Annotated in this window: 24 protein-coding genes; 13 read left to right on the forward strand and 11 right to left on the reverse strand. The window is 66.4% G+C overall.

Going from position 1 to position 24,690, the window contains the following annotated elements; translation table 11 throughout:
* Positions 1-195 precede the first annotated feature (195 nt).
* From H7J93_RS29480 to H7J93_RS24860, 4 genes are all read left to right on the forward strand, one after another.
* On the forward strand, positions 196-258 hold the full coding sequence (locus tag H7J93_RS29480; protein ID WP_372508029.1) for an Ms4527A family Cys-rich leader peptide: 63 nt from the start codon (positions 196-198) through the stop codon (positions 256-258).
* Between the two features lie 111 nt (positions 259-369).
* On the forward strand, positions 370-2,052 hold the full coding sequence (locus H7J93_RS24850) for a nitrite/sulfite reductase (protein WP_267308959.1): 1,683 nt from the start codon (positions 370-372) through the stop codon (positions 2,050-2,052).
* Between the two features lie 8 nt (positions 2,053-2,060).
* Positions 2,061-2,753 carry a phosphoadenylyl-sulfate reductase gene (locus H7J93_RS24855; protein WP_267309007.1) on the forward strand — a complete coding sequence of 231 codons (693 nt, stop codon included), beginning with the start codon at positions 2,061-2,063 and terminating at the stop codon, positions 2,751-2,753.
* Complete coding sequence (locus tag H7J93_RS24860; RefSeq protein ID WP_267308960.1) at positions 2,732-3,454, forward strand: sirohydrochlorin chelatase; 723 nt, start codon at positions 2,732-2,734, stop codon at positions 3,452-3,454. Before H7J93_RS24855 ends, H7J93_RS24860 begins: the two co-directional genes overlap by 22 nt.
* Positions 3,455-3,458: 4 nt before the next feature.
* On the opposite strand, the gene H7J93_RS24865 is transcribed toward H7J93_RS24860, so the two are convergent.
* Both H7J93_RS24865 and H7J93_RS24870 read right to left on the reverse strand, forming a co-directional pair.
* A complete protein-coding gene (locus H7J93_RS24865) occupies positions 3,459-4,226 on the reverse strand; it encodes a DUF1684 domain-containing protein (protein WP_267308961.1) in 768 nt (255 codons plus the stop codon).
* 29 nt (positions 4,227-4,255) lie between these two features.
* Positions 4,256-5,326 carry an LLM class flavin-dependent oxidoreductase gene (locus tag H7J93_RS24870; RefSeq protein ID WP_267308962.1) on the reverse strand — a complete coding sequence of 357 codons (1,071 nt, stop codon included), beginning with the start codon at positions 5,324-5,326 and terminating at the stop codon, positions 4,256-4,258.
* 235 nt (positions 5,327-5,561) lie between these two features.
* Between H7J93_RS24870 and H7J93_RS24875 the strand changes: the two genes are divergently transcribed.
* From H7J93_RS24875 to H7J93_RS24905, 7 genes are all read left to right on the forward strand, one after another.
* Entirely contained in the window at positions 5,562-6,425 is an 864-nt protein-coding gene (locus tag H7J93_RS24875) for an ABC transporter permease (protein WP_267308963.1), read from the forward strand.
* Between the two features lie 5 nt (positions 6,426-6,430).
* Positions 6,431-7,468: a taurine ABC transporter substrate-binding protein gene (locus H7J93_RS24880; RefSeq protein WP_267308964.1), complete on the forward strand. Its 1,038-nt coding sequence runs from the start codon at positions 6,431-6,433 to the stop codon at positions 7,466-7,468.
* Positions 7,452-8,261, forward strand: a complete 810-nt coding sequence (locus H7J93_RS24885) for an ABC transporter ATP-binding protein (protein WP_267308965.1) — start codon at positions 7,452-7,454, stop codon at positions 8,259-8,261. The genes H7J93_RS24880 and H7J93_RS24885 overlap by 17 nt, the downstream gene beginning before the upstream one ends.
* Positions 8,262-8,357: 96 nt before the next feature.
* On the forward strand, positions 8,358-9,806 hold the full coding sequence (locus H7J93_RS24890) for an APC family permease (RefSeq protein ID WP_267308966.1): 1,449 nt from the start codon (positions 8,358-8,360) through the stop codon (positions 9,804-9,806).
* On the forward strand, positions 9,803-11,155 hold the full coding sequence (locus H7J93_RS24895) for a glutamine synthetase family protein (protein WP_267308967.1): 1,353 nt from the start codon (positions 9,803-9,805) through the stop codon (positions 11,153-11,155). Before H7J93_RS24890 ends, H7J93_RS24895 begins: the two co-directional genes overlap by 4 nt.
* Complete coding sequence (locus H7J93_RS24900) at positions 11,152-12,168, forward strand: LLM class flavin-dependent oxidoreductase (RefSeq protein ID WP_267308968.1); 1,017 nt, start codon at positions 11,152-11,154, stop codon at positions 12,166-12,168. Before H7J93_RS24895 ends, H7J93_RS24900 begins: the two co-directional genes overlap by 4 nt.
* 13 nt (positions 12,169-12,181) lie before the next feature.
* The gene (locus tag H7J93_RS24905) at positions 12,182-13,417 is read left to right on the forward strand and encodes an acyl-CoA dehydrogenase family protein (protein WP_267308969.1); all 1,236 of its coding nucleotides are present in this window, start codon (positions 12,182-12,184) and stop codon (positions 13,415-13,417) included.
* A 31-nt stretch (positions 13,418-13,448) separates the two neighbouring features.
* On the opposite strand, the gene H7J93_RS24910 is transcribed toward H7J93_RS24905, so the two are convergent.
* The 7 genes from H7J93_RS24910 to H7J93_RS24935 all read right to left on the reverse strand — a co-directional run bounded on the left by H7J93_RS24910 (position 13,449) and on the right by H7J93_RS24935 (position 18,955).
* Complete coding sequence (locus H7J93_RS24910) at positions 13,449-14,507, reverse strand: sulfate/molybdate ABC transporter ATP-binding protein (RefSeq protein ID WP_267308970.1); 1,059 nt, start codon at positions 14,505-14,507, stop codon at positions 13,449-13,451.
* Positions 14,508-14,619: 112 nt separating this feature from the next.
* On the reverse strand, positions 14,620-15,672 hold the full coding sequence (locus H7J93_RS24915) for a sulfate/molybdate ABC transporter ATP-binding protein (protein ID WP_267308971.1): 1,053 nt from the start codon (positions 15,670-15,672) through the stop codon (positions 14,620-14,622).
* Positions 15,673-15,688: 16 nt separating this feature from the next.
* Positions 15,689-16,507 (reverse strand): sulfate ABC transporter permease subunit CysW, encoded by an 819-nt coding sequence (gene cysW, locus H7J93_RS24920; RefSeq protein ID WP_267308972.1) that lies wholly within the window; start codon positions 16,505-16,507, stop codon positions 15,689-15,691.
* Positions 16,504-17,379, reverse strand: coding sequence for a sulfate ABC transporter permease subunit CysT (gene cysT, locus H7J93_RS24925; RefSeq protein WP_267308973.1), 876 nt, complete (start codon positions 17,377-17,379; stop codon positions 16,504-16,506). Before cysT ends, cysW begins: the two co-directional genes overlap by 4 nt.
* Entirely contained in the window at positions 17,376-18,401 is a 1,026-nt protein-coding gene (locus H7J93_RS24930; protein ID WP_267308974.1) for a sulfate ABC transporter substrate-binding protein, read from the reverse strand. Before H7J93_RS24930 ends, cysT begins: the two co-directional genes overlap by 4 nt.
* Before the next feature lie 128 nt (positions 18,402-18,529).
* Positions 18,530-18,622 carry an Ms4533A family Cys-rich leader peptide gene (locus tag H7J93_RS29485; RefSeq protein WP_372508027.1) on the reverse strand — a complete coding sequence of 31 codons (93 nt, stop codon included), beginning with the start codon at positions 18,620-18,622 and terminating at the stop codon, positions 18,530-18,532.
* Between the two features lie 138 nt (positions 18,623-18,760).
* Entirely contained in the window at positions 18,761-18,955 is a 195-nt protein-coding gene (locus H7J93_RS24935) for a hypothetical protein (RefSeq protein ID WP_267308975.1), read from the reverse strand.
* A gap of 32 nt (positions 18,956-18,987) precedes the next feature.
* Here H7J93_RS24935 and H7J93_RS24940 point away from each other — a divergent pair, with 32 nt between their 5' ends.
* Both H7J93_RS24940 and H7J93_RS24945 read left to right on the forward strand, forming a co-directional pair.
* The gene (locus H7J93_RS24940) at positions 18,988-20,223 is read left to right on the forward strand and encodes an FAD-dependent oxidoreductase (RefSeq protein ID WP_267308976.1); all 1,236 of its coding nucleotides are present in this window, start codon (positions 18,988-18,990) and stop codon (positions 20,221-20,223) included.
* Between the two features lie 67 nt (positions 20,224-20,290).
* Positions 20,291-22,297, forward strand: a complete 2,007-nt coding sequence (locus tag H7J93_RS24945) for a glycoside hydrolase family 15 protein (protein ID WP_267308977.1) — start codon at positions 20,291-20,293, stop codon at positions 22,295-22,297.
* 76 nt (positions 22,298-22,373) lie between these two features.
* On the opposite strand, the gene H7J93_RS24950 is transcribed toward H7J93_RS24945, so the two are convergent.
* Together H7J93_RS24950 and H7J93_RS24955 are read right to left on the reverse strand one after the other, a co-directional pair.
* Positions 22,374-23,423, reverse strand: a complete 1,050-nt coding sequence (locus tag H7J93_RS24950) for a hypothetical protein (protein ID WP_267308978.1) — start codon at positions 23,421-23,423, stop codon at positions 22,374-22,376.
* A gap of 25 nt (positions 23,424-23,448) precedes the next feature.
* Entirely contained in the window at positions 23,449-24,681 is a 1,233-nt protein-coding gene (locus tag H7J93_RS24955) for an acyl-CoA dehydrogenase family protein (protein WP_267308979.1), read from the reverse strand.
* Positions 24,682-24,690 lie beyond the last annotated feature (9 nt).

Consider the following 24,690-nt stretch of genomic DNA (forward strand, 5'->3'; position numbering starts at 1 on the left):
TAACCGTAGGAGTCGACCAGCACTCCAGGCTGTAACAGTGCTCACCAGCCGGCGGTCCGGTGATCAGCCTCCCGCTGAAGAACCAAGATCCCCGTCAAGGACACGCTGATCGACTCCCATTAGGGCTGGTGCGGGTATCCGTGGCACAATGGCGACGTGACTGCCGGCCGCATCTTCCCCCAGCGCGTATCGCTGGTGGCGCGTCGGCACGTCGACTTCAAGCGCGTGTGTACCTGTTGTTGTCTGCCTTGCGCTTGATCTAGGTCCCAGCCCACCCGAACGTACAGCTGGCCGCCGGATCTGCGCCGCCGGACAGCCACCCGGTGACCACGCGCGATTCGAAGGCCGGCTCCACCAAGGAGCCACCCCATGACCACCGCGGAATCCAAGCCGAGACCCGCCAAGAAGACCCGTGCAGAGGGTCAGTGGGCACTCGGATACCGCGAGCCGCTCAACGCCAACGAGCAGTTCAAGAAGGACGACGACGCGCTCAACGTGCGCGCCCGCATCCTCGACATCTACTCCAAGCGCGGTTTCGACAGCATCGACAAGCAGGACCTGCGGGGCCGCATGCGATGGATGGGCCTCTACACCCAGCGCGAGCAGGGCTACGACGGCACCTGGACCGGCGACGAGAACGCCGATCTGCTCGAGGCCAAACACTTCATGATGCGGGTGCGCTGCGACGGAGGCGCCCTGAGCGCCGCGGCGCTGCGCACCATCGGCGAGATCTCCACCGAGTTCGCCCGCGACACCGCCGACATCAGCGACCGCGAGAACGTCCAGTACCACTGGATCCAGATCGAAGACGTGCCGCAGATCTGGGAACGGCTGGCCGCGGTCGGCCTGCAAACCACCGAAGCCTGCGGCGACTGCCCCCGCGTGGTGCTGGGCGGCCCGCTGTCAGGCGAATCCCTCGACGAGGTCCTCGACCCCAGCTGGGCTGTCGACGAGATCGTGCGCCGCTACGTCGGCAACCCCGCGTTCTCCAACCTGCCGCGTAAGTACAAGACCGCGATCTCCGGCCTGCAGGACGTCGCCCACGAGGTCAACGACGTCGCATTCATCGGCGTCAACCACCCCGAGCACGGCCCAGGCCTGGATCTGTGGGTCGGCGGCGGGCTGTCCACCAACCCGATGCTCGCCCAGCGCCTCGGTGCCTGGGTGCCGCTGGAAGAGGTTCCGGACGTCTGGGAGGGCGTGACGTCGGTCTTCCGCGACTACGGCTACCGGCGACTGCGCAGCAAGGCCCGGCTGAAGTTCCTGATCAAGGACTGGGGCGTCGAGAAATTCCGCCAGGTTCTCGAGGACGAGTACCTGGGTCGCAAGCTGATCGACGGGCCTGCGCCCGAGCCGGTCAAGCACCCCATCGACCATGTCGGGATCCAAAAGCTCAAGAACGGGCACAACGCCGTCGGCGTCGCGCCGATCGCCGGCCGGGTGTCGGGCACCATCCTGACCAAGGTGGCCGACCTCGCCGAGGCGGCCGGTTCGGGCCGGATCCGGCTGACCCCGTACCAGAAGCTGGTCATCCTCGACGTCCCCGACGACAAACTTGACGAGCTGGTCGCCGGGCTGGACGCACTGGGCCTGCCGTCGCGCCCGTCGGCCTGGCGGAAGAACCTGATGGCCTGCACCGGCATCGAGTACTGCAAGCTGTCGTTCGCCGAGACCCGGAACCGCGCGCAGGTTCTGGTGCCGGAACTGGAGAAGCGGCTCGAGGACATCAACGCGCAGCTCGACGTGCCGATCACGGTCAACATCAACGGCTGCCCGAACTCGTGCGCCCGCATCCAGGTCGCCGACATCGGGTTCAAGGGTCAGATGGTCGACGACGGTGACGGCAACGCCGTCGAGGGTTTCCAGGTCCACCTGGGCGGGAGCCTCGGGCTCGACAGCGGCTTCGGCCGCAAGCTGCGCCAGCACAAGGTGCTGGCCACCGAGCTCGGTGACTACATCGACCGGGTGGTTCGCAACTTCGTGAAACAACGGGAGCAGGGCGAGCGTTTCGCTACGTGGGCAATACGAGCAGACGAGGCGGATTTGCGGTGACGGAACTGATGTCAGAAGACGACCTGATCGCGTTGGCCGAGCGCGGCGCGGCCGAACTCGACGGTGCCAGCGCGGAAGAGCTGCTGCGGTGGACCGACGAGCACTTCGGCGGTAATTACGTGGTCGCATCGAACATGCAGGACGCCGTGCTGGTCGACCTGGCGGCGAAGTTGCGCCCTGGCGTCGACGTGTTGTTCCTCGACACCGGCTATCACTTCGTCGAGACCATCGGCACGCGTGACGCCGTCGAGGCGGTCTACGACATCAACGTGGTCAACGTCACGCCGGAGAACAGCGTGGCCAAGCAGGACGAGTTGTTCGGCAAGGATCTGTTCGCCCGCGATGCCAGTGAATGCTGCCGGATGCGCAAGGTCGAGCCGCTGTCCAAGGCGCTGCGCGGGTACTCCGCCTGGGTCACCGGTATCCGCCGGGTCGAGGCCCCGACGCGGGCCAACGCGCCGCTGATCAGCTGGGACAAGGCGTTTGGATTGGTGAAGATCAACCCGATCGCGGCGTGGTCCGACGAGGACATGCAGAACTACATCGACGCCAACGATGTGCTTGTCAATCCCCTTGTCTTCGAGGGCTATCCATCGATCGGCTGCGCGCCGTGCACCGCCAAGCCCGTCGACGGCGCCGACCCGCGCAGCGGCCGCTGGGCGGGTCAGAACAAGACAGAATGCGGGCTGCACGCGTCGTGACGCTCGTTCTCGCGGCGCACGGCAGCGTCGATCCACGCTCGGCGGCGGTCACGCACGCCGTGGCGGGCCGCATCCGACGGCTGCGGCCATGGCTTGACATTCGTCCCGCGTTTCTCGAAAAGGCCGGCCCGAGCCTGGACGATGTGCTGGCGGATCTCCACATCGGCGTCGTGGTGCCGTTTTTGCTTGCCGACGCCTATCACGCGCAGGTCGACATTCCCGCGATGATCGAGGCGTCGGGATCGCTGGTAGACCAGGCCGATGTGCTCGGCGAGGATCCCGCCCTGCTGTCGGTGTTGCGGCTGCGGCTCTCGGAGATCGGGGTGTCACCCGAAAGCGAGGGCCTCGGTGTGCTCGTCGTCGCGGTCGGCTCGTCGAACGCGGCCGCCAACGCACGGACGTCGACCGTGGCAAACACCCTGAGTCGGGGAACGCGTTGGGCGGGCGCTGAAGTCGCCTTCGCGACAGGACCTCAGCCCAGCGTCGCCGACGCCGCTGATCGGTTGCGGGCTCGTGGCGCCCGGCAGCTGGTGATCGCCCCGTGGTTCCTAGCCCACGGCATCATCACCGACCGCGTCGCGAAATATGCTGCGGCGCATGGCATTCCCATGGCTGAGCCGCTGGGTTCGCACAACCTCGTCGCCGCGACGGTGCTGGACCGCTTCGACGCCGCCACTGCGACGACAGCCCAGGCGGCCTGACCGCTCAGCGCGGGTTCTTCTCGCCGGCCTCCACGGGGACGACCAACCTGTTTTCTGCGGGGGCTACAGGGCACGTCGCATAGTCGGTGAATGCGCACGGCAGGTTCGCGGCCCGGTTGAAGTCGAGTGTCACGAAACCGTCCTCGCCTGGCGCTGCGACCGAGAGTCCGCGGCATGCAGGGTATATCGTGACACCGCTGGTCGCATCGGTGAAGAGGATGTGCAGACCGCCGTCACGCCCGGTGAACGCCAGCAGCTGCGATGGCACGTCGTCCAACTCGAAATCGATCACCCCGACCGCCTGGTGGTGGTGCTCCAGACCTTCCACGACGGCACCGGTGGTCACCGGACGCGGGCTGTCGAACGGCACGAATCGGCCGGCAACAACCCATTTCTCGTTGGGCGGATACGCGGGGATCCCGTGATACGCCCGCAGGTGCGGAGAGCGCGGGTCGTGCACACGCAGTGCTGCCGAGCCGGTTCGCCGGATCACCTCGATGCGGCGATCGCCGTCTTCGACGAGCAACCCAGGTGCCCCCTCGACCGGTTCGAGCCGTTCGACGCCGTCGATACCTTCCACGGACACCGCATCCTGATCCGCACGCCACCTGCCGGGTAGATCGGCAACAGTCTCGAAATCGCCTGAGAGCCAATATAAACCGGTGAGGCTGACCCAGCCGAGTGGATCGCCGAAGTACCGCTCCCGCTCGCTGTGCCATTCGTGCCAGGCCGTCTCCAACGCGGATTCTGTGCTGTGGTCAACGGTTGTCATCTGACATACATCCCTTCCTCAGGTCTTCCTCAGGCCACCGCGTCTTGCCGGATCACCTGTGCTGACAGTGGTCTGCTCGACAGCTGCTGCCGAAGTACTGGGGCCACCTCGGCTTGAAAAAGCTCGAGACTGCGTCGCTTCTGCGCCTCGGTGACACCGTCGGTTTCGGCACTGAGGTGGATCACTTCGTGACCGAGCCGCTCGTGATAGCGGCCCACCTTGTCGATCACCTGCTGGGGGCTGCCGATCAGCGCAGAGCTGCGGTCTACGAAGTCCTCGATGGACTCGAACACCACCGGAAGACCGGCGCTGCGCGCGAACGACAGACGCGCCTCGAATGCGGGCCGGTACTCGTCGATCGCCTGCTGTGATGTCGGTGCGATGTGGAAGCCCGCGGTTCCCGCACCCACCAGGGCGTCGTTCGGATCATGGCCGTAGAACTCCCACCGCGCCCGATAGTGCTGAACGAGTTCGGCGTATGGCTCGATCGGATACGTCACGTTCGCCGAGAAGATCGGATCGCCGTGCCGCGCAGCCAGATCGACCGAGTCCCTGCTGGTTGCGCTGCCGTGCCAGATGCGGATCTTCTTCTGCAGTGGACGGGGTAGTGCCTTGGCGTCGACCAGCGGTGGGCGGAAGCGACCGGTCCACGTGACCCGCTCGCTGTCCCAGAGGGCCCGGAACAATTCGTAACCCTCGCGGTTGCGGTCCCACTGGTCGGCGGTCGTCACGTGGAACAACTCGGCCTGCGCCGCACCGTTGCCTTTGCCGATGATCAACTCCAGCCGACCGCCGGACAGGTTGTCGAGCGTCGAATAATCCTCGAACGCCCGCACCGGGTCGAGCAGGCTCAGCGTCGTGACCGCGGTGAACAGTCCGATCCTCGATGTGCGCGCGGCGATGTTGCTCAACACCACCGGCGGCGACGACGAGATGAACGGATCCTCGTGGCGCTCACCGACAGCGAAGCCGTCGAAACCGAGTTCTTCGGCCAGTACCGCGTTGTCGACGACCTCCTGCAACCGTTCGGCAGGACTCTTCGCCACACCTGTGCGCGGATCGCGATGATGCGCAATCAGCGTGAGCAACAAGAACTTCATCGGCATCTCTCGGCCGCGGGGATAGCTATCTCGATGGTAGCGAACGACATCGGCCACGATTTCATTCCCGAGCAGTACTTTTACGCCCCCGGCAAATAAAATTCTCCGTGAGCACAGATATCCCACAGCTGCGGACCAGCCGGTACTAATACTCCAATGACCGCGCCGCTGTCTGACGACCCCTGCTGTCGCTAGCCCTTTTCCGGTCCATCTCAGCAACAGAAGGTCTCTCACAGTGTCGGTGTTCGTAGATATCGCTCCCGACGAGCCGCAAGTCGGCTCGCCGGCCTCCGCCGCGCCGGCAGGCAAGTGGCGCGGTCGGCTCACCCGCGCGGCCCTGCCCCTGCTGTCGTTGGTGGTGTTCGGCATCGTGTGGCAGCTGGCGGCGGCCAGCGGCATCTGGAACCAAACGTTCGTGCCCTACCCCAGTGCGGTGTGGCGGGCCTTCGTCGACGTCTCCACCACGCACGACGGAGTCCGCGGATACGCCGGCTACCTGCTGTGGGAGCACCTCTACATGACCCTGCGCCGCGTGCTCGCCGGTGTCGTCATCGGCGTCGCGGTGGGGGTCCTGCTCGGCCTGGTCATGGGTTCGGTCAGCTGGGTACGCAGCGTGCTCGAGCCCTGGCTGACATTCCTGCGCGCGCTTCCGCCGCTGGCCTACTTCTTCCTTCTCGTCATCTGGCTCGGAATCGACGAGGCGCCGAAGATCACGCTGCTGGCTCTGGCGGCCCTGCCGCCCGCCGCCGTGGCGACCACCGCAGCCGTCGTCGCCGCGCCGGTGGGTCTGCAAGAGGCCGCCCGGGCGCTGGGCGCGTCGCGCGCAGAGGTCATCCGCGACATCGTCGTCCCCTCGGCGCTGCCCGAGACGTTCACCGGCATCCGTTTGGCTGTCGGCATGGCGTACTCGTCGGTGGTGGCAGCCGAACTGTTCAACGGCATCCCCGGTGTCGGCGGATTGGTCAAGGACGCAAGCAATTACAACAACACCCCGGTGGTGCTCGTCGGCATCTTCGCGATCGGGTTCTCCGGGCTTGTCATCGACGGTCTGCTTCGTGCCATCGAGCGGCGGAGCGTCCCTTGGATTGGAAAGGTATGAAAGATATGAAATTCAAGGCCCTCAAGGCTGTAGTCGCCGCAGCGGCTGTCGCCGCCACAGCACTGACCGGTTGCTCCGTCGACAAGTCGGAGCAGCAGGCCGACAAGCCGACCATCCGGGTCGGTTATCAGACCTTCCCCAGCGGGGACCTGATCGTGAAGAACAACCGCTGGCTGGAAGAGGCGCTGCCCGACTACAACATCAAGTGGACCAAGTTCGACTCCGGCGCCGACGTGAACACCGCGTTCATCGCCAAGGAACTCGACTTCGGCGCGCTGGGATCCAGCCCGGTGGCCCGCGGACTGTCGGAACCGCTGAACATTCCGTACAAGGTGGCGTTCATCCTCGACGTGGCCGGTGACAACGAGGCGCTCGTCGCGCGCAACGACACCGGTATCGACTCCATCGCCGCGCTGAAGGGCAAGCGGGTCGCCACGCCGTTCGCGTCCACCGCGCACTACAGCCTGCTGGCCGCACTGGACCAGAATGGGCTGTCCGCCAGCGATGTTCAGTTGATCGACCTGCAACCGCAGGCGATTCTGGCGGCTTGGGACCGCGGCGACATCGATGCCGCCTACACCTGGCTGCCCACCCTCGACGAGCTCCGCAAGACCGGCAAAGATCTGATCACCAGCCGTCAGCTCGCCGAGGCAGGTAAGCCGACGCTGGACCTGGCCGTCGTCTCCGACGAGTTCGCCGCCGCCCACCCCGACGTCGTCGACGTCTGGCGTCAGCAGGAGGCCCGCGCCGCGACCCAGATCAACGAGGATCCCGCCGCCGCCGCCAAGGCCATCGCCGCCGAGATCGGGTTGACCCCCGAGGAGACCGAAGGTCAGATCAAGCAGGCCGTCTTCCTCACCCCCGAGCAGATCGGCTCGCCGGAATGGCTTGGTGCCGAGGGGAAGCCGGGCAACCTGGCGGCCAACCTGCAGAGCGCATCACAGTTCCTGGCCGATCAGAAGCAGATTCCGTCGGCCGCACCACTGGAGACGTTCCAGGACGCGATCTACACCAAGGGCCTGCCAGGTGTCCTCAGTCAGTGAGCTGAAGGACGATGCGCGGCAGGACAACACGGCGGCGATCCGGATCGCCGGCGTGTCCCACCGTTACGGCAGAGGGCGCAACGAGGTCACCGCGCTGGGTCCGGTCGACCTCAGCGTCGACCCCGGATCGTTCCTGGTTCTGGTCGGCGCGTCGGGCTGCGGTAAGAGCACTCTGCTGCGCCTGCTCGCCGGTTTCGAATCGCCAAGCGAGGGACAGGTGCAAGTGTCGGGTGCACCACCGACTCCTGGGGTGACAGCGGGTGTGGTGTTCCAGCAGCCGCGGCTGTTCCCGTGGCGCTCGGTGGGCGGAAACATCGATCTGGCACTCAAGTACGCGAAGGTGCCACGGGAGCGCCGGGCGGCCCGGCGTGACCAACTGCTGTCCCGGGTGGGCCTCGAAGGCACCGCCGACCGCAAGATCTGGGAGATCAGCGGTGGCCAACAACAGCGTGTCGCCATCGCGCGCGCATTGGCGGCCGAGACACCGTTGTTCCTTCTCGACGAACCGTTCGCGGCGCTCGACGCGCTCACCCGGGAGCGGCTGCAGGAGGATGTTCGCCAGGTCAGTGCCGAATCCGGGCGCACAACGGTCTTCGTCACGCACAGCGCCGACGAGGCCGCATTCCTCGGATCGCGGATCGTGGTGCTCACCCGCCGGCCGGGTCAGGTGGCGCTGGACCTCCCAGTGGACCTGCCCCGCACCGGGGTGGACGCCGACGAACTTCGCCGCTCCCCCGAATACACGGCGATTCGCACCGAAGTCGGCCGAGCTGTCAAGGCCGCAGCGGCGTAATAAGACTCACGCTGACTCCAGATGTAGTGAATCGCTGGCCACCGGCCTAGCGTCCAAGCAACCTATCGACTCTTTCCATCGAAGGATGGCCCCCTCATGTCCGAAATCACCGCAGCGCCAGATTCTTTAAACGAAGAACCCGCCCCGGCGGTACGCAAACTGCGTGGCAACCTCGGCGTCGCATCCATCGTCTTCATGGTGGTGGCCGCGGCCGCGCCGCTCGGCGTCATCGGCGGCGTCGTCCCGCTGGGCCTGGCCGCGGGCAACGGGGCGGGCTTTCCCGCGACATTCATCATCTCGACGGTGATCCTGCTGCTCTTCGCGGTCGGCTTCACCGCGATGACACCCCATGTCGAGGAGGCGGGCGCGTTCTTCTCGTATGTCCGCAAGTCGCTTGGACTGCCTGCAGGTATCGGCATCGCGTTCGTCGCGATCCTCAGCTACGTCGCCCTGGAAGCCGGTGTCTACGGGCTGCTCGGGCCGGCGGGCACTGCGGTCGTCGAACTGTTCGGCGGACCGGCACTGCCATGGTGGTTGTTCGCGGCACTGGCGTTCGCCGTGGTGACCTTTCTCGGATACCGCAACATCGAGCTGTCGAGCAGGGTGCTCGGAGTGCTGCTGACCGCGGAGATCGCGATCGTCGTCGTCCTCGATCTCGTCATCGTCGCCCGCGGCGGCGACCACGGGCTGTCGACCGGCATCGTCAACCCCAGCGCCATCGTGTCCGGATCATTGGGCATCGGATTGCTTTTCGCGATCATCAGCTATGTGGGGTTCGAGGCGACGGCCATCTTCCGCGACGAAGCCCGCACACCGGAGCGCACGATTCCCCGCGCCACCTATGTCGCACTGATCCTGATCGGCGTGTTCTACGCCGTGACGAGCTGGGCCTTGATCTCGGGCTGGGGTGACGAGGCGGCCGTCGCGCACGCCACCGACAACGGCGCCACATTCCTCGGTGACACCGCAGCGCGCTACATCGGCGTGATAGGCGCCGACATCATCACCGTGCTGTATTTCACCAGCCTGTTCGCCTGCATCCTGGCTTTCCACAACGTCTCAGCACGCTATTTGTTCGCGCTGTCGCAGCGCGACATCCTGCCCGTGTCGTTGAGCCAGCCACACCCCCGGCACGGCTCACCGCACCGGGCCTCGCTGTGGATCTCCGCCGTCGTCGCGGTCAGCATCGCGCTTGCGGTGGTGTTCAAGCTCGACCCGGCCGCGCAGTTCTACACCTGGTTCGCCGGCACGACGACCGTCGGCATCATCGTGCTGCTGATCGCGACCAGCGTGGCGGTGCTGGTGTTCTTCGGCAAGGACCGGCGCGGCCTGTCGCAATGGCGGGTCCGAATCGCCCCGGCACTCGGGCTGGTCGGGCTGCTCGTGTCGCTGGTGCTCATCCTCGCCAACCTCTACACCCTCGTCGGCGGGTCCAGCATCCTTGCCTGGGTCATCATCGGACTGCTTGTCACGGCGTTCGTCGTGGGCGCCGTCGTCGGGACGAAGGCTCGCGACTACCGAGACAACACCGTCGCAGCATCATGACGAACTCAGTGGAAACGCAGGCGCTGCGGCCCACCACGTCTGCAAGAGAGCGAGAGTTGCGCCATGCGCTCGGCGACGGTTCGCTCACCGAGATCGAGGTGGCGTGGAGTGACCCGTTCGGACACGCACAGGGCAAACGGATTCCCGCGTCGCAGTTCCTGAGCCGGGCGCTCGGCAGCGGATTCGCCTTCTGCGAAGCATCTTTGGGGTGGAACACCGAGGGCACAGTCGTCGAGTCGCTTGAGCTGACCAACTGGGCCGGCGGCTATCCCGACGTGTACGCCGTACCCGATCTCGCGACGTACCGGCCGCTGCCCTGGCGTCCGCTGGTTGGTCACGTGATCTCCGATATCGTTGCCCACGACCGGAACCCGTCGCCGCTCGATCCTCGCGCGGTGCTCAAGAAGGTGCTCGCGCGCCTTGCTTCGCTGGGCTACACCGCAAAGATCGGGGTCGAGTTCGAGCTCTACCTGCTCAACTCCGACGGCTCACCGTTCCAGGACGACATCCACGCCTACTCGCTGGAGAACGCCAACGCGCTCGATCCGCTGCTCACCGATCTGTACGAGACGTTGAGCGCCTTCACGCGTTTGGAGGGCATTCAGACCGAGTACGGTCCCGGTCAAATCGAGACGAATCTGGTCTACACCGACGCGTTGGAGGCCGCCGACGATGCGGTCCGGCTCAAGTACGCCGCCAAGGAGGTGGCGCGGAAACACGGCAAGATCGCGAGTTTCATGCCGAAGCCGTTCACCGAACACTCCGGCAGCAGCCAGCATCTGCACATCTCGCTCTGGCGCGACGGCCAGCCTGCCTTCGCACCGACCGGCGGCGCCGAGAACGAGACCGCGCTGCATGCGATCGCGGGCCTGCTCGAGCACCTGCCGTCGATCACGTTGTTCGGGGCACACTCGGTCAACGCCTACCGACGCTTCGTCCCCGATTCGTTCGCACCGGCGACAGTGACCTGGAGTCGCGACAACCGCAGCGCCGCGGTGCGATCCTTAGTCGAGGCCGACCCGTCGGCCAGCCGGATCGAGCTGCGCAGCGGCGCGTCGGATGCCAACCCGTACTGGTTGATCGCCTCCGCGCTGGCGGCGGTGATCGCGGGCCTGGAGGCCAAGGCCACTCCCCCGCGCCTCGAGGGCGGCAACCTGTACAGCCAAGGTGTTCCGCTGCCCGAATCACTGGGTGTGGCACTGGAACTGGCTACCCGCGACGACACCATCGCCGACATCCTCGGTGCCGGTTCGGTGCGAGATTTCGCGGCGCTGGCCCGCAGCGAATGGGTGGAGTACTCGAACGAGGTCAGCGACTGGGAACGCAGGCGCTACCTGGCCCGCTCGTGACCGCGCCACGGTTCGGCGTGTGGGCGCCGGTCTACGGCAACCACGGCGCCCGCGAGCATCCGCACGACGCGCCCGACGCGAGCTACCGCCGCACCCGCGATCTGCTCGTGCGCGCCGAAGCGGCCGGTTTTGACTCGACCCTGGTGGCACAGCACGTCATTCACCCCAGCAATACCGAGGACGACGTGCTCGAGACGTGGTCGACGATCGCGGCGGTCGCGGAAGCGACGTCGCGCATCGAGCTGATCGGTGCGGTGAAGCCGCTGCTGTTCAACCCGTTGGTGTTCGCGAAGCTCTCCGCGAACATCGCAGCCATCGCCGAGGGCCGGTTGTCCGTCAACCTCGTCACCGGATGGTTCCTGCCCGAATTGGAGGGTTTGGGTCTGGATCCTCTCGATCACGATGACAGGTACGCGTATTCGCGCGAGTGGCTCTCGACCGTCACGGACCTGTGGGCCGGTAAGCACGTCGCCATCGGCGACCATGGTGGCCAGCCGGCCTTGATCCGGCCCGCGCCTGCCGACCCGCCGCCCCTGTACGTCGGCGGCGAATCCGAACCCGGTCGGGCGCTCGCTGCCGAAAAGGCGGATGTGTTCTTCATCAACGGCCGACCGTTGTCCGACACCATCGAGGTGATCGAGGACCTGCGGGCCCGGCCGCGTGACGGTGCCCCGCTGCGATTCGGACTGTCCGCCTTCGTGATCGCGCGCGAGACCGAGGCGGAAGCACTCGCGGAGCTGGACTACCTACATTCCCTCGACGACGCCGTGAACAGGCCCGAGATCTCCGGCGGCACCGACCCCAAAACCCAGATGTACAAGGTGCTTTCCGGCACCAAGCGGATCGGCTCCAACGGCGGCACACTGGCGGGCCTGGTCGGCAGCTACGACCAGGTCATCGAACGCATCAACGCATTTCACGAGGCCGGTATCGAGCTGTTCATGCTCCAGTTCCAGCCGATCGAGTCCGAGGTGGACCGGTTCGCGGACAAGATCATTCCCCACTTCCGATAACCATGGAGTCGCTATGACCGTCACCCGTGAACCCGTCGCGCCGCGCGCGCCGTTCTCGACCGAGCCACTCGGCGGATCAGTGGCCGAGCGGTTGGCCCGGCTGCCCGAGATCGTGGCATCGCTTCGACGCGAGGATCCCGCCGCAGAACGCGAGCGGGTGCTGCAGTACGACGCCGTCGAAGCGATCCGGCGCGCGGGGGTGCTCGCACTGCGTGTGCCGACCGAGTTCGGCGGACCAGGCGGCACCGCGCGCGACGTACTCAGCGCGGTGATCCAGATCGGCCGCGGGAGTTCGAATGTCGCACAAGCGCTACGGGCACACTTCGGCTTCTCCGAACGCCTACTGAGCAACCGCGCGATTCCCGCCGAGCGCGCCGAGTGGTTCCCGCGACTGAACGCGGGCATCGTCGTCGGCAACGCGATCACGGATGCGGCGGGCCGGGCGCCGTCGAGCGCCGACACCAAGGTGCTCCCCGACACCTCAGGCGTGCTGCGGCTCAACGGCTACAAGTTCTACTCCACCGGAACGCTGTTCGCCGACGTCATCGCGGTGTCGGCGTTGGACGCCGACGGCCGCGATGTGCAGGCCATCATCCCCGCCGATCGCGAAGGCGTCGAATTGTTCGACGACTGGGACGGATTCGGCCAGCGCACAACCGCCAGCGGCGGCACCCGGTTCACCGAGGTCGAGGTGCACGCCGAGGAGGTCGTCACGGTGTCCGAGGGCAATACGCTCGGACACGGGACCGCATTCCTGCAGCTGTATCTGGCGGCGGTGGCCGTCGGCATCGCCTACGCCGTATTCGACGACGCGGTCGAGTACGTCCGCACCAAGGCACGTCCGGCGGCGCATTCGGTCGCGGATAGTGCGGCCACCGATCCCTTTGTCCTGCAAGCGGTCGGCGATATCTCGGCGGCCGCATCGTCAGCAGAAGCGATCGTCCTGGCGGCGGCCGATCCGATCGACCGTCTTGTCGACCAGGGCCTGCAGCATGATCAGGACGCCGTCGCGGACGTCGCCGTCACGATCGCCAAGGCCCAGCTGGTGGCCGAACGATTGACCCTCTCGGCCGCTGAGCGGTTGTTCGATACCGGCGGCGCGTCGGCCACCGCCCGCGCGCTGAACCTCGACCGGCATTGGCGCAACGTCCGCACCGTCGCCACGCATAGTCCGTTGGCGTACAAGGCCTATGTCGCGGGCAATTACGCCGTCAACGGAGTCTTTCCGCCGGCCAACGGCTACTTCTGAGCACCAGTCACCACTGCTCGCGGTAAGAAAGTCAGGCGGTGGTCAGCGACTCGTCGTCGTCGGCTTCATCGGCGGCAGGGATTTCGGAGCCGCCGGGCAGTTCGGGAACCCGCGTCGCACGCACGTACACGGTGTCGCCCTCCTTGAGGCCGAGCGCCTCGGCATCGCCGCGGGTGATCTGCGCGGTGAAAGGCGTATTGTCCGCGGCGCTGACGAGTTCGACACGAACTTCGAAGCCCAGCATGACGATCCGCTCGATGGTGGCCCGCACCACGCCAGTCGTCTGGACGGACTGATCGCTGCTCGCGATCGCCATATCGGGATTGCGACCGACGCGGATGTCATGCGGCCGGACCAGGGTGCCGTTCAAAGTCGACACCGTGCCGAGGAACGACATCACAAACGCATTGGCCGGTTTGTCGTAAACCTCGGTGGGAGAACCGACTTGCTCGATGCGGCCCTTGTTGAGCACCGCGATCCGGTCGGCGACATCCAGCGCCTCCGCCTGGTCATGCGTCACCAGCACAGTCGTCACATGGACCTCGTCGTGCAGGCGTCGGAGCCACGCGCGCAAGTCTTCGCGCACCTTGGCGTCCAACGCGCCGAACGGTTCGTCGAGCAGCAGCACTTCGGGGTCGACGGCCAGTGCGCGCGCCAAGGCCATCCGCTGACGCTGCCCACCGGACAGCTGGTTGGGGTAGCGACTTTGGAAGCCGCTCAGTCCCACCACCTCGAGCAGGTTGTCCACCCGGTCCTTGACCTCGTTCTTGGGCCGCTTGCGGATCTTCAGCCCGAACGCGATGTTGTCCCGGACCGTCAGATGCTTGAACGCCGCGTAATGCTGGAAGACGAACCCGATGCCGCGGCGCTGTGGCGGCACGTCCGTGACGTCGTGTCCGTTGATGATGACGGTGCCGGTGTCTGGCTGATCGAGGCCCGCGATCGCGCGCAGCAGTGTCGATTTACCCGAACCGCTGGGCCCCAACAGCGCAGTCAGTGACCCTTTCGGCACCTCGAAGTCGACGTTGTCGAGCGCCGCGAAGTCACCGTAGTGCTTGTTGGCCCCCCGGACCTCGATGGCGTTGGTCATGTCATCTCCTCAGCGGTGAGCCTAGTTGCTCGTCGCGCGCGCCGGTCGCCGGACAACCCCGGAAACGATTTGACCATCCCGCCGAGGCCGAAACGCCGTAGTGTCGCGCGCCTCAGTTGGCTACCAGCCGCCCCGAGTCGCCGTCCCTGATCGCTCGACCCTTCGACCCCAACGGCGGGACCCGGGTGGCCCGCACGTAGACGGTGTCCCCCGCTGCGAGGCCTAACGCCTCGGCGTCACCGCGGGTGATCTCAGCGGTGAACGGGGATCCGGTGACGTCGTCGGTGAGCTCTACGCGCACTTCGAATCCCAGCTTGACGACACGGTCGATCGTCGCCTTCACCACCCCGGTCGTCTCGGTGCCGGCATCGAACGCGACAGCGAGTTCGGGATCGCGACCGACTCGGATGTCGTGCGGCCGAACCAGTGCACCGTCCAGAGCCGACACGGCGCCAAGGAATGACAGCACGAACTCGTTCACCGGCTCGTCGTACACCTCGACCGGAGACCCGACCTGCTCGATGCGGCCTTTGTTCAGCACCGCAATCCGGTCGGAGACGTCGAGGGCCTCCGCCTGGTCGTGCGTCACCAGCACGGTGGTCACGTGCACCTCGTTGTGGAGCCGGCGCAGCCATGCGCGCAGATCCTCGCGCACCTTGGCGTCCAACGCACCGAACGGCTCGTCGAGAAGCAGGACCTCGGGGTCGATCGCAAGGGCACGGGCCAGTGCCATCCGCTGACGCTGACCGCCCGAAAGCTGTGCGGGGTAGCGGTCTTTGAACCCTGTGAGACCCACGACCTCGAGCAGTTCGTCGACCTTCCGATTGACTTCTGTCTTGGGTCGCTTGCGGATCTTCAGCCCGAAGGCGATGTTCTCGCGCACCGTCAGGTGCTTGAACGCCGCGTAATGCTGGAAGACGAAACCGATGCCACGTCGTTGAGGCGGCTCGTCGGTCACATCGCGTCCGTTGATCGTGACCGTGCCGGAATCGGGCCGGTCGAGCCCGGCGATCGCACGCAACAACGTGGACTTGCCTGAGCCGCTTGGACCCAGCAACGAGGTCAGTGATCCTTTCGGCACTTCGAAGTCGACGTTGTCGAGTGCGGCGAAGTCACCGTAGTGCTTGTTCGCACCCCGCACCACAATGGCGTGATCGGTGGACATGCATCTTCTCCTGGGATCAATCGTCGGTCTTGGTGCGTTTACGCTGAGCGTCGAAGATGATCTGGGCCACCAGCACGGAGACGGCCACTGCCATCAGCACAGTCGAAATGGTGTAGGCGCCATAGGGATTGCCGAGCGTGTAACGGTCGTGGACGAGCAGTGTCAGGGTCTGCGACTTACCAGGCAGGTTCGATGACACGATCAATACGGCACCGAATTCGCCGAGCGTGCGGGCCACCGTCAGCACCACCCCGTACGTCAGCCCCCACCGTATGGACGGCAGCGTCACACGCCAGAACGTCTGCCACCACGTGGCGCCCAGCGTCGCCGATGCCTCTTCCTGATCGGTACCGATCTCATGCAGGACCGGCTCTACCTCGCGTATCACGAATGGAAGCGTCACGAAGATGCTGGCCAGCACGATCCCGGGAAATCCGAAGATGATCTTGAAGCCGAGGTCGTTCTCCACGAAACCGAACAGACCGGCAGAACCCCACAGCACGATCAGCGCGACGCCCACCACCACCGGCGACACCGCGAACGGCAGATCGATGACTGCTTGCAGAGCGTTCTTGCCGCGGAACTTCCTGCGCGCCAACACAATCGCGGTGGGGACTCCGAAAACGACGTTCAGCGGCACGACGATCGCCACCACCAACAGCGACAGCTGAAGCGCCGACTGGGCGGCGGGGGTGGTGATGGATGCCCAGAACTCACCCAGGCCGGGACTGAACGACCGCCACAGAATCGCCCCCAACGGGACGAGCAGAAGCGCGAATACATAAACGATCGCGATGAATCGCAGCGTCAGACGGGTCGGCAGGGCCAGCTTCATCGTTCAGCTTGCTCCCGCTTCGCTGCCCGCGCGCCGAAGTACCTGAGGACGAAGAGAACGACGAACGAGATCGCAAGCAGCACAATCGAAACTGCCGCCGCACCGGCGCGGTCATCGTTCTCGATAAGGGTCCGGATCCACTGCGAGGACACCTCGGTCTTACCCGGGATGGCACCGCCGATCAGCACGATCGAACCGAATTCTCCGATCGCCCGGGAGAACGCCAGACCCGCGCCCGACAGCAGCGATGGCGCCAGCGCAGGCAGGATGACCTTGACGAAGATCGTCAGGTTGTTGGCCCCCAGCGAGGCCGCGGCTTCTTCTACCTCACTGTCGAGTTCCAGCAGCACCGGCTGCACGGCACGCACCACGAACGGCAGCGTGACGAACGCGAGTGCCAACCCGACGCCCCACGCGGTGTGCTGGATGTGAATGCCCACCGGGCTGCCCGGTCCGTACAGGGAAAGCAACACCAAGCTGGCGACGATGGTCGGGAGCGCGAAGGGCAGATCGATGACCACGTCGACGACCCGCTTGAGCGGGAAGTCGTCCCGCACCAGCACCCAGGCGATGAGTAGGCCGAACACCACGTTGACCACCGTGACGATGATCGAGATGGTCAGCGTCACCCGGAACGACGCCAGCGCCGACGGTGAGGTCACCGTGTTCCAGAACTCCGCAGGGCCGCCTTCGATCGAGGTCCACAGGATCGCGGCCAGCGGCAGTAGCACGATCAGAGACAGCCACAGCACCGCGACACCCACCTGGAGGCGAGCCCCGTCGGGACGCAGAAGACCGGCCCCCCGGCCCGGCCCGTCAGGACCGAGCTCGGGGCGGCTGGCTTCTGGATTCGGGTCGATAACCGAGGTCATCCCGTGGTTTCTGTGTAGATCTTGGTGATCGAGCCGTTCTTCTTGTCGAACAGTGCCGGGTCGACGTCGGCCCAGCCGCCGAGATCGGCGATCGTCCACAGCTTCTGCGGCACGGGGTACTTGTCGGCGAACTGCTCGAGGACGGCGGGGTCAACCGGCCGGAAGCCCGCCTCGGCCCACAGCTTCTGGCCTTCCGGGGTGAACTGGAAGTTGAGGAACTCCCGCGCCTTCTCCTGGTGCTGGCTGGTGTTGACGACCGCCACCGGGTTCTCGATCTTGAACGTCTGCGGCGGAGTGACGTGCTCGAGGTTGAAGTTGATGGCTTCGTTCTCGTAGGCGAGAAGGACGTCACCGGTGCCCTGGGCGAACACGTCGGTGGCCTCACGTCCCGAGCCGGGACGCAGTTTCACGTGCTGACGCACCAGCTCGTCAACGTAGGCGAGGCCGGCCGCCGGATCCTGACCGCCGTTGCTCTTGACGGCATACGGCGCCAGCAGGTTCCATTTCGCCGCACCCGAGCTCAGCGGGCTGGGCGTGATGACCTCGATGCCGGGCTTCAACAGGTCGTCCCAGTCATGGATGTTCTTCGGATTGCCCTCGCGGACAGCGAAGGTCACCACCGAACCGAACGGCACGCCATTGTGGACACCGGCGTTCCAGTCCTCGTTGACCAAACCAGCCTTCACGAGGCGCGTGATGTCCGGCTCGACGGAGAAGTTCACCACGTCGGCGGGCTTGCCGGACTCCACCGCGCGGGACTGGTCACCTGAGGCCCCGTAGGACGCGGTGACCTCGACACCTTCACCCTCCGGGGTGGCGGCGAATGCGGCGCTGGTCTTGCTCCAGCCCGGTTCTGGCACGGCGTAGGCGACCAGGGTCAGCGTGGTGTGCGCGTCGGAGCCGCCGCCCCCTTCGCCCGCGACGTCGCTCGCGCCGCCGCTGCAGCCGGCCAGCACGGCCGCCGTCGCGGCGAGCGCGACGGCGGTGCGCCAGCTCTTGAGGGGTTTGAAGGTGCTGAACATGGTGACCTTTCGTTTCCTATTTCCAGGGGCGGTTAGCGAGCAGTCCCGTGGCGATAGAACGGCGAAAGATCGGTAGGAGGGTTCAAACCACAGCCGTCACCGACGCCAAACCGCGCACGGGGATGGAGTCAGCAACAACAACAGACATCAGCGACGGCGCTGAATCCCACGGCAATGAGGGCCAGAACGTGGCCACTCTTGTTGCCGGACGCCGTACGCATGGCGCGAAGAATAACAGAGTCTTCCCAGATGCTCAGCCTGGCCTCAGCCGACCTGCCGAGTCACCAGCCACATCACGAGCACCAGAACCACCAGGATGACGAGCACCAACGTCACCCTCGACCGCGGCATCCCGCCCCTCATGGTTGGTCCTCGTCGTCATGCCTCACCCGACGCAACACCCGTATCCCGTTGCCCAACGCACCGTCGAGCACCACGGCGATTCCGTACGCCAGCGCCAGCACGACCGGCATCACCACCGCGGTCTGCGCGACGAAGGGCAGACCCGAGAGCCACAGCTCCACACCGTCCCACCAACTGAGGAAGCTGCCCATCCAGCCAGACTATTCGATGCGAAAATGGCCGAGTGCCTGCCGACGCAAACAGCACTACCTGCATCATCGCCGGTGGCGGTCCCGCGGGCATCATGCTCGGCCTACTGCTGGCCCGCGCCGGTGTCGACGTGACAGTCATGGAGAAGCACGCGGACTTCCTGCGTGACTTCCGCGGCGACACCGTGCACGCCAGCACCCTTCGGCTCCTCGACGAGCTGGGCCTGGCGGCCGAATTCGCGCAGGTACCTCACCGCGAGATCGACACCCTGACCATGACGATCCAGGGCACCGAGGTCAGCATCGACCTGCAGCGCATCCCCGGCCCACACAAACACATTGCGCTCGTGCCGCAATGGGACTTCCTCGAACTGCTCGCCGCCGCGGCCGAGCAGGAGCCGACATTCCGCTTGCTCCGCAGTACCGAAGTGCTCGGGCCCATCATGGGCGGCGACAAGGTGGTCGGAGTCCGATATCGGGCCGACGGCGGGCAGATCCGTGAGATGCGCGCGGCGCTCACCGTGGCGTGCGACGGTCGCTCGTCGACGCTGCGCACCGCCATGGGTCTGCGGCCCCGCAACTTCGGCACACCGATGGACGTGTGGTGGTTCCGGCTGCCGCGCGACGCCGACGACCCGCACGGCCTGGCCGGCGTGCTGGGCGCTGGTGCGGCCCAAATCGTCATCGATCGCGGCGACTACTACCAATGCGCCTACGTGATCCCCAAGGGCAGCGACGCCCAACTTCGCGCACAGGGCATCGAAGCGCTCCAGCGCCGTGTGGTGGCCCTGGTGCCGTGGCTGGCCGACCACATCGCCGGGTTGACGTCATTCGACGACGTCAAGCTGCTCGACGTCCAGCTCAACCGGCTGCCGCGGTGGTACCGCGACGGGGTGATGCTCATCGGCGACGCCGCCCACGCCATGTCCCCTGTCGGCGGCGTCGGCATCAACCTCGCCGTGGCCGATGCCGTCGCGACGGCCCGCATCGTGGCCGGACCTCTGCTCGCGGGCACGCTTTCTACCAGGCATTTGGCCCGCGTCCAGGTGCGCCGCTGGCTGCCTGCGGCCCTGATCCAGGCGGTGCAACGGGTAATTCACCGCCGCGTCATCGCGGTGGCCATCGGCGCCGAAGGGGCAGCGGCGGGGCAGGTCAAACCGCCGCTGCTGGTGCGGCTCGCCGCACGATTCCGACCTCTGCGCACCGTCGCAGGCTACGGGGTCGCCATCGGCCCGCTGCCCGAGCGGGTCCCGAAGTTTGCCCGGCGCTGATCGCGCCGCGGCAGGACACGCACGTGATGAGTGGACGCCGGGCACATCGGCAGTTGATGATGTCGGCATGGTTCTGCAAGACGCCGAGGCCTCCAGCGGGCCATCCAAGGTTGAGTACGACGCGCCGTTGTCGGTGACGTCCCCGGTGCCGTACACCTCGGGTGGGTCCTTGCGGAACCCGTTCCCGCCTATCGCCGACTACGCGTTCCTGTCCGACTGCGAGAACACCTGCCTGATCTCCTCGGCGGGGTCGGTGGAATGGCTGTGCGTCCCGCGCCCGGACTCCCCCAGCGTGTTCGGCGCCATCCTGGATCGCCGCGCGGGCCATTTCCGTCTCGCGCCGTACGGAGTGGCGGTGCCCGCCGCCCGCCGGTATCTGCCCGGCAGCCTGATCCTGGAGACCACCTGGCAGACCCACACCGGGTGGATCATCGTGCGCGACGCGCTGGTCATGGGACCGTGGCACGACCTCGAGACCCGGTCGCGCACGCATCGCCGCACCCCGATGGACTGGGACGCCGAGCACATCCTGTTGCGCACGGTGCGATGCGTGAGCGGCACCGTCGAGCTGGTGATGAACTGTGAACCGGCGTTTGATTACCACCGCATCCCCGCCACATGGGAGTACTCCGCCCAGGCGTACGGCGAGGCGATATCGCGGGCGAGCCGCGATTCCGACGCGCATCCGACGCTGCGGCTGACCACCAATCTGCGCCTGGGCCTGGAGGGTCACGAGGCGCGGGCGCGCACGCGGATGAAGGAGGGCGACAACGTCTTCGTCGCGCTGAGTTGGTCGAAACATCCGGCGCCGCAGACGTATGATGAGGCCGCCGACAAGATGTGGCAGACCAGCGAGTGCTGGCGGCAGTGGATCAACATCGGCGACTTCCCCGACCACCCGTGGCGGGCCTACCTGCAGCGCAGCGCGCTGACGCTCAAGGGGCTCACCTACTCGCCCACCGGCGCAATCCTGGCCGCGCCCACCACCTCGTTGCCGGAAACCCCTCAGGGGGAACGGAACTGGGACTACCGCTACGCGTGGGTGCGTGACACCACCTTCGCGCTGTGGGGCCTCTACACGCTTGGCCTCGACCGCGAGGCCGACGACTTCTTCGCGTTCATCGCCGACGTCTCCGGCGCCAACAACGGCGAGCGCCATCCGCTTCAGGTGATGTACGCCGTCGGCGGGGAACGCAGCCTCGTCGAGGAGGAACTCAACCACCTGTCCGGCTACGACGGTGCGCGTCCCGTGCGCATCGGCAACGGTGCGTACAACCAGATGCAGCACGACATCTGGGGCACGATGCTGGATTCGGTGTACCTGCACGCGAAATCGCGTGAGCAGATCTCCGACACGTTGTGGCCCGTGCTCAAGCAGCAGGTCGAGGAGGCCATCAAGCACTGGAAGGAACCCGACCGCGGTATCTGGGAGGTGCGTGGCGAGCCCCAGCACTTCACGTCGAGCAAGATCATGTGTTGGGTCGCGCTCGACCGCGGGTCCAAACTCGCTGAGCTACAGGGCGAGAAGTCCTATGCGCAACAGTGGCGGGCCATCGCCGAGGAGATCAAGGCCGACGTCCTCAAGAACGGTGTGGACTCCCGCGGCGTGTTCACGCAGCGCTACGGCGACGACGCGCTCGACGCGTCGCTGCTGCTGGCCGTGCTGACCCGGTTCCTGCCCGCCGACGATCCGCGGGTGCGGGCGACGGTGCTGGCCATCGCGGACGAACTCACCGAGGACGGGCTGGTGCTGCGGTACCGCGTCGAGGAGACCGACGATGGATTGTCCGGCGAGGAAGGCACATTCACGATCTGCTCGTTCTGGCTGGTGTCCGCGCTCGTCGAGATCGGCGAGATCCATCGCGCCAAGCACCTGTGCGAACGGCTGCTGTCGTTCGCGAGCCCGCTGCATCTGTACGCCGAGGAGATCGAACCGAGCACCGGGCGGCATCTGGGCAACTTCCCGCAGGCGTTCACCCACCTGGCATTGATCAACGCCGTCGTGCACGTGATCCGCGCCGAGGAGGAAGCCGACAGCTCAGGGGTGTTCGTGCCGGCCAACGCGCCTTCGTAGTCACCCTGCGAAGTGATGGTTACCTGTCGCCCAACGCTTTTCGGGGCTGTGCCTGGCTCCGGCGCGGACGCCGGACTCAGCTAGCGGCCAGCGCGGGTTCGCGGCTTGCCGCGTACTCCTGCCACGCGACGAGTACCGCCTCGAGCTGAGCCTCCGAATGCCGGCCGAGTCCGCACTCGGTCGATATCCCGAAGTCGGGCAGGAATTCCGACGCCAGCGCGGCCCGCGCACGTGCACCGTCGGCACCGTCCTCGGCATGCAGGAGACCGAGGTAGATCTCGGTGTCGGATTCCAGGGCGAGGCCGCTCAGCGGCTGCCAGTGTGCGCGCTTGGTCCAGGCCGCGACGGTCGCCGCCTGAATCGCGTCGATGCGCCGCGGTACGTGCCGGGACAACCCGTTGGCCAGGGCGACGATCGCGGTCGCGTCGCGCGGCAGGATATGCCTGCCGCCGCGGGCCGCCGCCTCCTCGTCCGGCGGATCGCCCATGAACGGTGACGCCCCGAACTTCGAATCGCCGTAGCACAGATGGAAAGTCAGCTCCGCGTCGTCGTGCACCCATGACGCCAACCGTGCCGTCGCCGCGAAGATCGGCTCGAAACCGCCGTATGGGTTAGGGAACCAGCCCTCGATGGTCGCCAGTTCGGTCGGCAGATCCCACTGGATCGCGAGATCACTCGGCGGGATGGCCTCCTGCAGCGCCTCGACACTGTGGCGCAATTGCTGTTCATAGGCGTAGGCGACCTCGACCTGAGAATCCAACTCCGCGAACGAGTTCACCGCGTTGAACGGCGTGGGTATGGAGACAAGGAAGCGTGAGTCCGCCGCCAGCACGCCCTCATCACGGGCGGCGGCGAAGCGGGTATACGACTGCGTGGCAATGGTGTGGTAGTCCAAAGCACCGAAGGACACAGTCGAACCCGGGCGCACCCTGACCTTGTTGCCGACGACCTCCAGGGTCGGATTCTTCAGGAAATGGTCGGCCTGGGTCAGTACCCAGTTCGCCCGATCGCCGGGTTCGCCGTCGGGCACCCGGGTGGTACCGGGTTGCAACCGCTGCCCGACGAGACGGAAGGCGTCATCGACCGTCGGAACGTTGATGCTGCCGGTGAGATAAAAGCCAGCCATGACGAACTCCTTTTGTCGGACGGGGTCAGAGCAGAACACCGAGCCGGGGCGGCTTGGTCCCGTGCAGGGTGTAGTTGCCGAGGTGGACGTACTTCCAGCGGGCCGGATCGTGCAGCGAGTGCACCCGCACATTGCGCCAGTGCCTGTCCAGCGCGTGCCCACGGTCGGTGGCCGAAGCTCCCGCCAATTCGAATATGCCGCTGGCGATCTCGACGGCGAACTCTTGCGCCAGCGCCTTGGCCGCGGCTACCTGAAGTGAAGCCGCCGCAGCGGCCTCACGCGTCAGCTCGGGCTCGGCGAGGGCGTCATCGACCAGCTTGGCGCCGTGCGCGAGCAGTGCCTCGAGCGCGTACAACCGGGCGGTCAGCTCCCCGAACCTGCGGATGACATGCGGTTCGTCGGCGGCGCTGTCGACATTCGCCTCGAACCAGGGCCGCGAACGGGTCGTGACGAACCGTGCGCCGTCCTCCAGGGCCGCGCGAGCGATGCCGATGTCGACCGCCGCGTGCAGAGCCTGGTCGAAAGCGCCGAGGACCGAGGGCGGCGCGGTGACCGGATCGGGATCGGGCCCCTCGTCGAGGACAAACGCATCGTCGACGACGACGTGGTCGAAAACGACCTCACCGCTGGCGGTTCCGCGCTGACCGAACGACGACCACCGGTCGAGGTTCAGCGTGACGCCGGGATCCTCCGGTCGGACGAACACGGTTGCGCCATGCGAGGGTTCGGTGTCCGGAATGCGGGCTGCGACGGCGATCCAGGTCGCGCCGAGAGTACCGGTCGCGTAGTACTTGGTGCCGTTGAGTATCCACGTGCCGTCCTGTTGGCGCGTAACGGTGGTGAGCCTGTCGGCACTCGTGCGCGTCCCCCGCTCGACGGTCGCATTGCCGAGCTGCGCGCCGGCGAGGACGTCGGTGTAGATGCGGGGCGCAGGGTCGTTGTGTTCCAACCCGCTGATGGCGTGCGCGAGCACGAAATGCGAGAGCAGCAACTGTCCGACGGCCGAATCCGCCTGTGCGAGAATGCGCAGCACTTCCACCGCGGTGGCGCGGGGCAGGCCCGGACCGCCGAAGGCGACGGGCACGATGATGCCGAGCAGACCCGATCGACCGATCTGCCGCAGTTGCTCTTCTGGCCAGGTTCCCGTGAGCTCGCGCTCGACCGCCCCCGCCGCGATGTCGACCGCCAGCGCGCGTGCGGTGGCCAGCGCCTCTTCGGACGAGGTGAGGACGGGAGTGGTGCTTTCGGTGGTGGTCATGGCGGGAAC

It is taken from the genome of Mycobacterium barrassiae, assembly GCF_025822765.1.
In the GTDB taxonomy this organism is placed as follows: Bacteria; Actinomycetota; Actinomycetes; order Mycobacteriales; family Mycobacteriaceae; genus Mycobacterium; species Mycobacterium barrassiae.

Excerpts from the sequence above, each read along its gene's own strand:
- H7J93_RS24850 (WP_267308959.1), top strand. The coding sequence starts at position 370 with ATGACCACCGCGGAATCCAAGCCGAGACCCGCCAAGAAGACCCGTGCA.
- H7J93_RS24855 (WP_267309007.1), top strand. The coding sequence starts at position 2,061 with ATGTCAGAAGACGACCTGATCGCGTTGGCCGAGCGCGGCGCGGCCGAA.
- H7J93_RS24860 (WP_267308960.1), top strand. The coding sequence starts at position 2,732 with ATGCGGGCTGCACGCGTCGTGACGCTCGTTCTCGCGGCGCACGGCAGC.
- H7J93_RS24865 (WP_267308961.1), bottom strand. The coding sequence starts at position 4,226 with ATGACAACCGTTGACCACAGCACAGAATCCGCGTTGGAGACGGCCTGG.
- H7J93_RS24870 (WP_267308962.1), bottom strand. The coding sequence starts at position 5,326 with ATGAAGTTCTTGTTGCTCACGCTGATTGCGCATCATCGCGATCCGCGC.
- H7J93_RS24880 (WP_267308964.1), top strand. The coding sequence starts at position 6,431 with ATGAAATTCAAGGCCCTCAAGGCTGTAGTCGCCGCAGCGGCTGTCGCC.
- H7J93_RS24890 (WP_267308966.1), top strand. The coding sequence starts at position 8,358 with ATGTCCGAAATCACCGCAGCGCCAGATTCTTTAAACGAAGAACCCGCC.
- H7J93_RS24895 (WP_267308967.1), top strand. The coding sequence starts at position 9,803 with ATGACGAACTCAGTGGAAACGCAGGCGCTGCGGCCCACCACGTCTGCA.
- H7J93_RS24905 (WP_267308969.1), top strand. The coding sequence starts at position 12,182 with ATGACCGTCACCCGTGAACCCGTCGCGCCGCGCGCGCCGTTCTCGACC.
- H7J93_RS24910 (WP_267308970.1), bottom strand. The coding sequence starts at position 14,507 with ATGACCAACGCCATCGAGGTCCGGGGGGCCAACAAGCACTACGGTGAC.
- H7J93_RS24915 (WP_267308971.1), bottom strand. The coding sequence starts at position 15,672 with ATGTCCACCGATCACGCCATTGTGGTGCGGGGTGCGAACAAGCACTAC.
- cysW (WP_267308972.1), bottom strand. The coding sequence starts at position 16,507 with ATGAAGCTGGCCCTGCCGACCCGTCTGACGCTGCGATTCATCGCGATC.
- cysT (WP_267308973.1), bottom strand. The coding sequence starts at position 17,379 with ATGACCTCGGTTATCGACCCGAATCCAGAAGCCAGCCGCCCCGAGCTC.
- H7J93_RS24930 (WP_267308974.1), bottom strand. The coding sequence starts at position 18,401 with ATGTTCAGCACCTTCAAACCCCTCAAGAGCTGGCGCACCGCCGTCGCG.
- H7J93_RS29485 (WP_372508027.1), bottom strand. The coding sequence starts at position 18,622 with ATGCGTACGGCGTCCGGCAACAAGAGTGGCCACGTTCTGGCCCTCATT.
- H7J93_RS24935 (WP_267308975.1), bottom strand. The coding sequence starts at position 18,955 with ATGGGCAGCTTCCTCAGTTGGTGGGACGGTGTGGAGCTGTGGCTCTCG.
- H7J93_RS24945 (WP_267308977.1), top strand. The coding sequence starts at position 20,291 with ATGGTTCTGCAAGACGCCGAGGCCTCCAGCGGGCCATCCAAGGTTGAG.
- H7J93_RS24950 (WP_267308978.1), bottom strand. The coding sequence starts at position 23,423 with ATGGCTGGCTTTTATCTCACCGGCAGCATCAACGTTCCGACGGTCGAT.
- H7J93_RS24955 (WP_267308979.1), bottom strand. The coding sequence starts at position 24,681 with ATGACCACCACCGAAAGCACCACTCCCGTCCTCACCTCGTCCGAAGAG.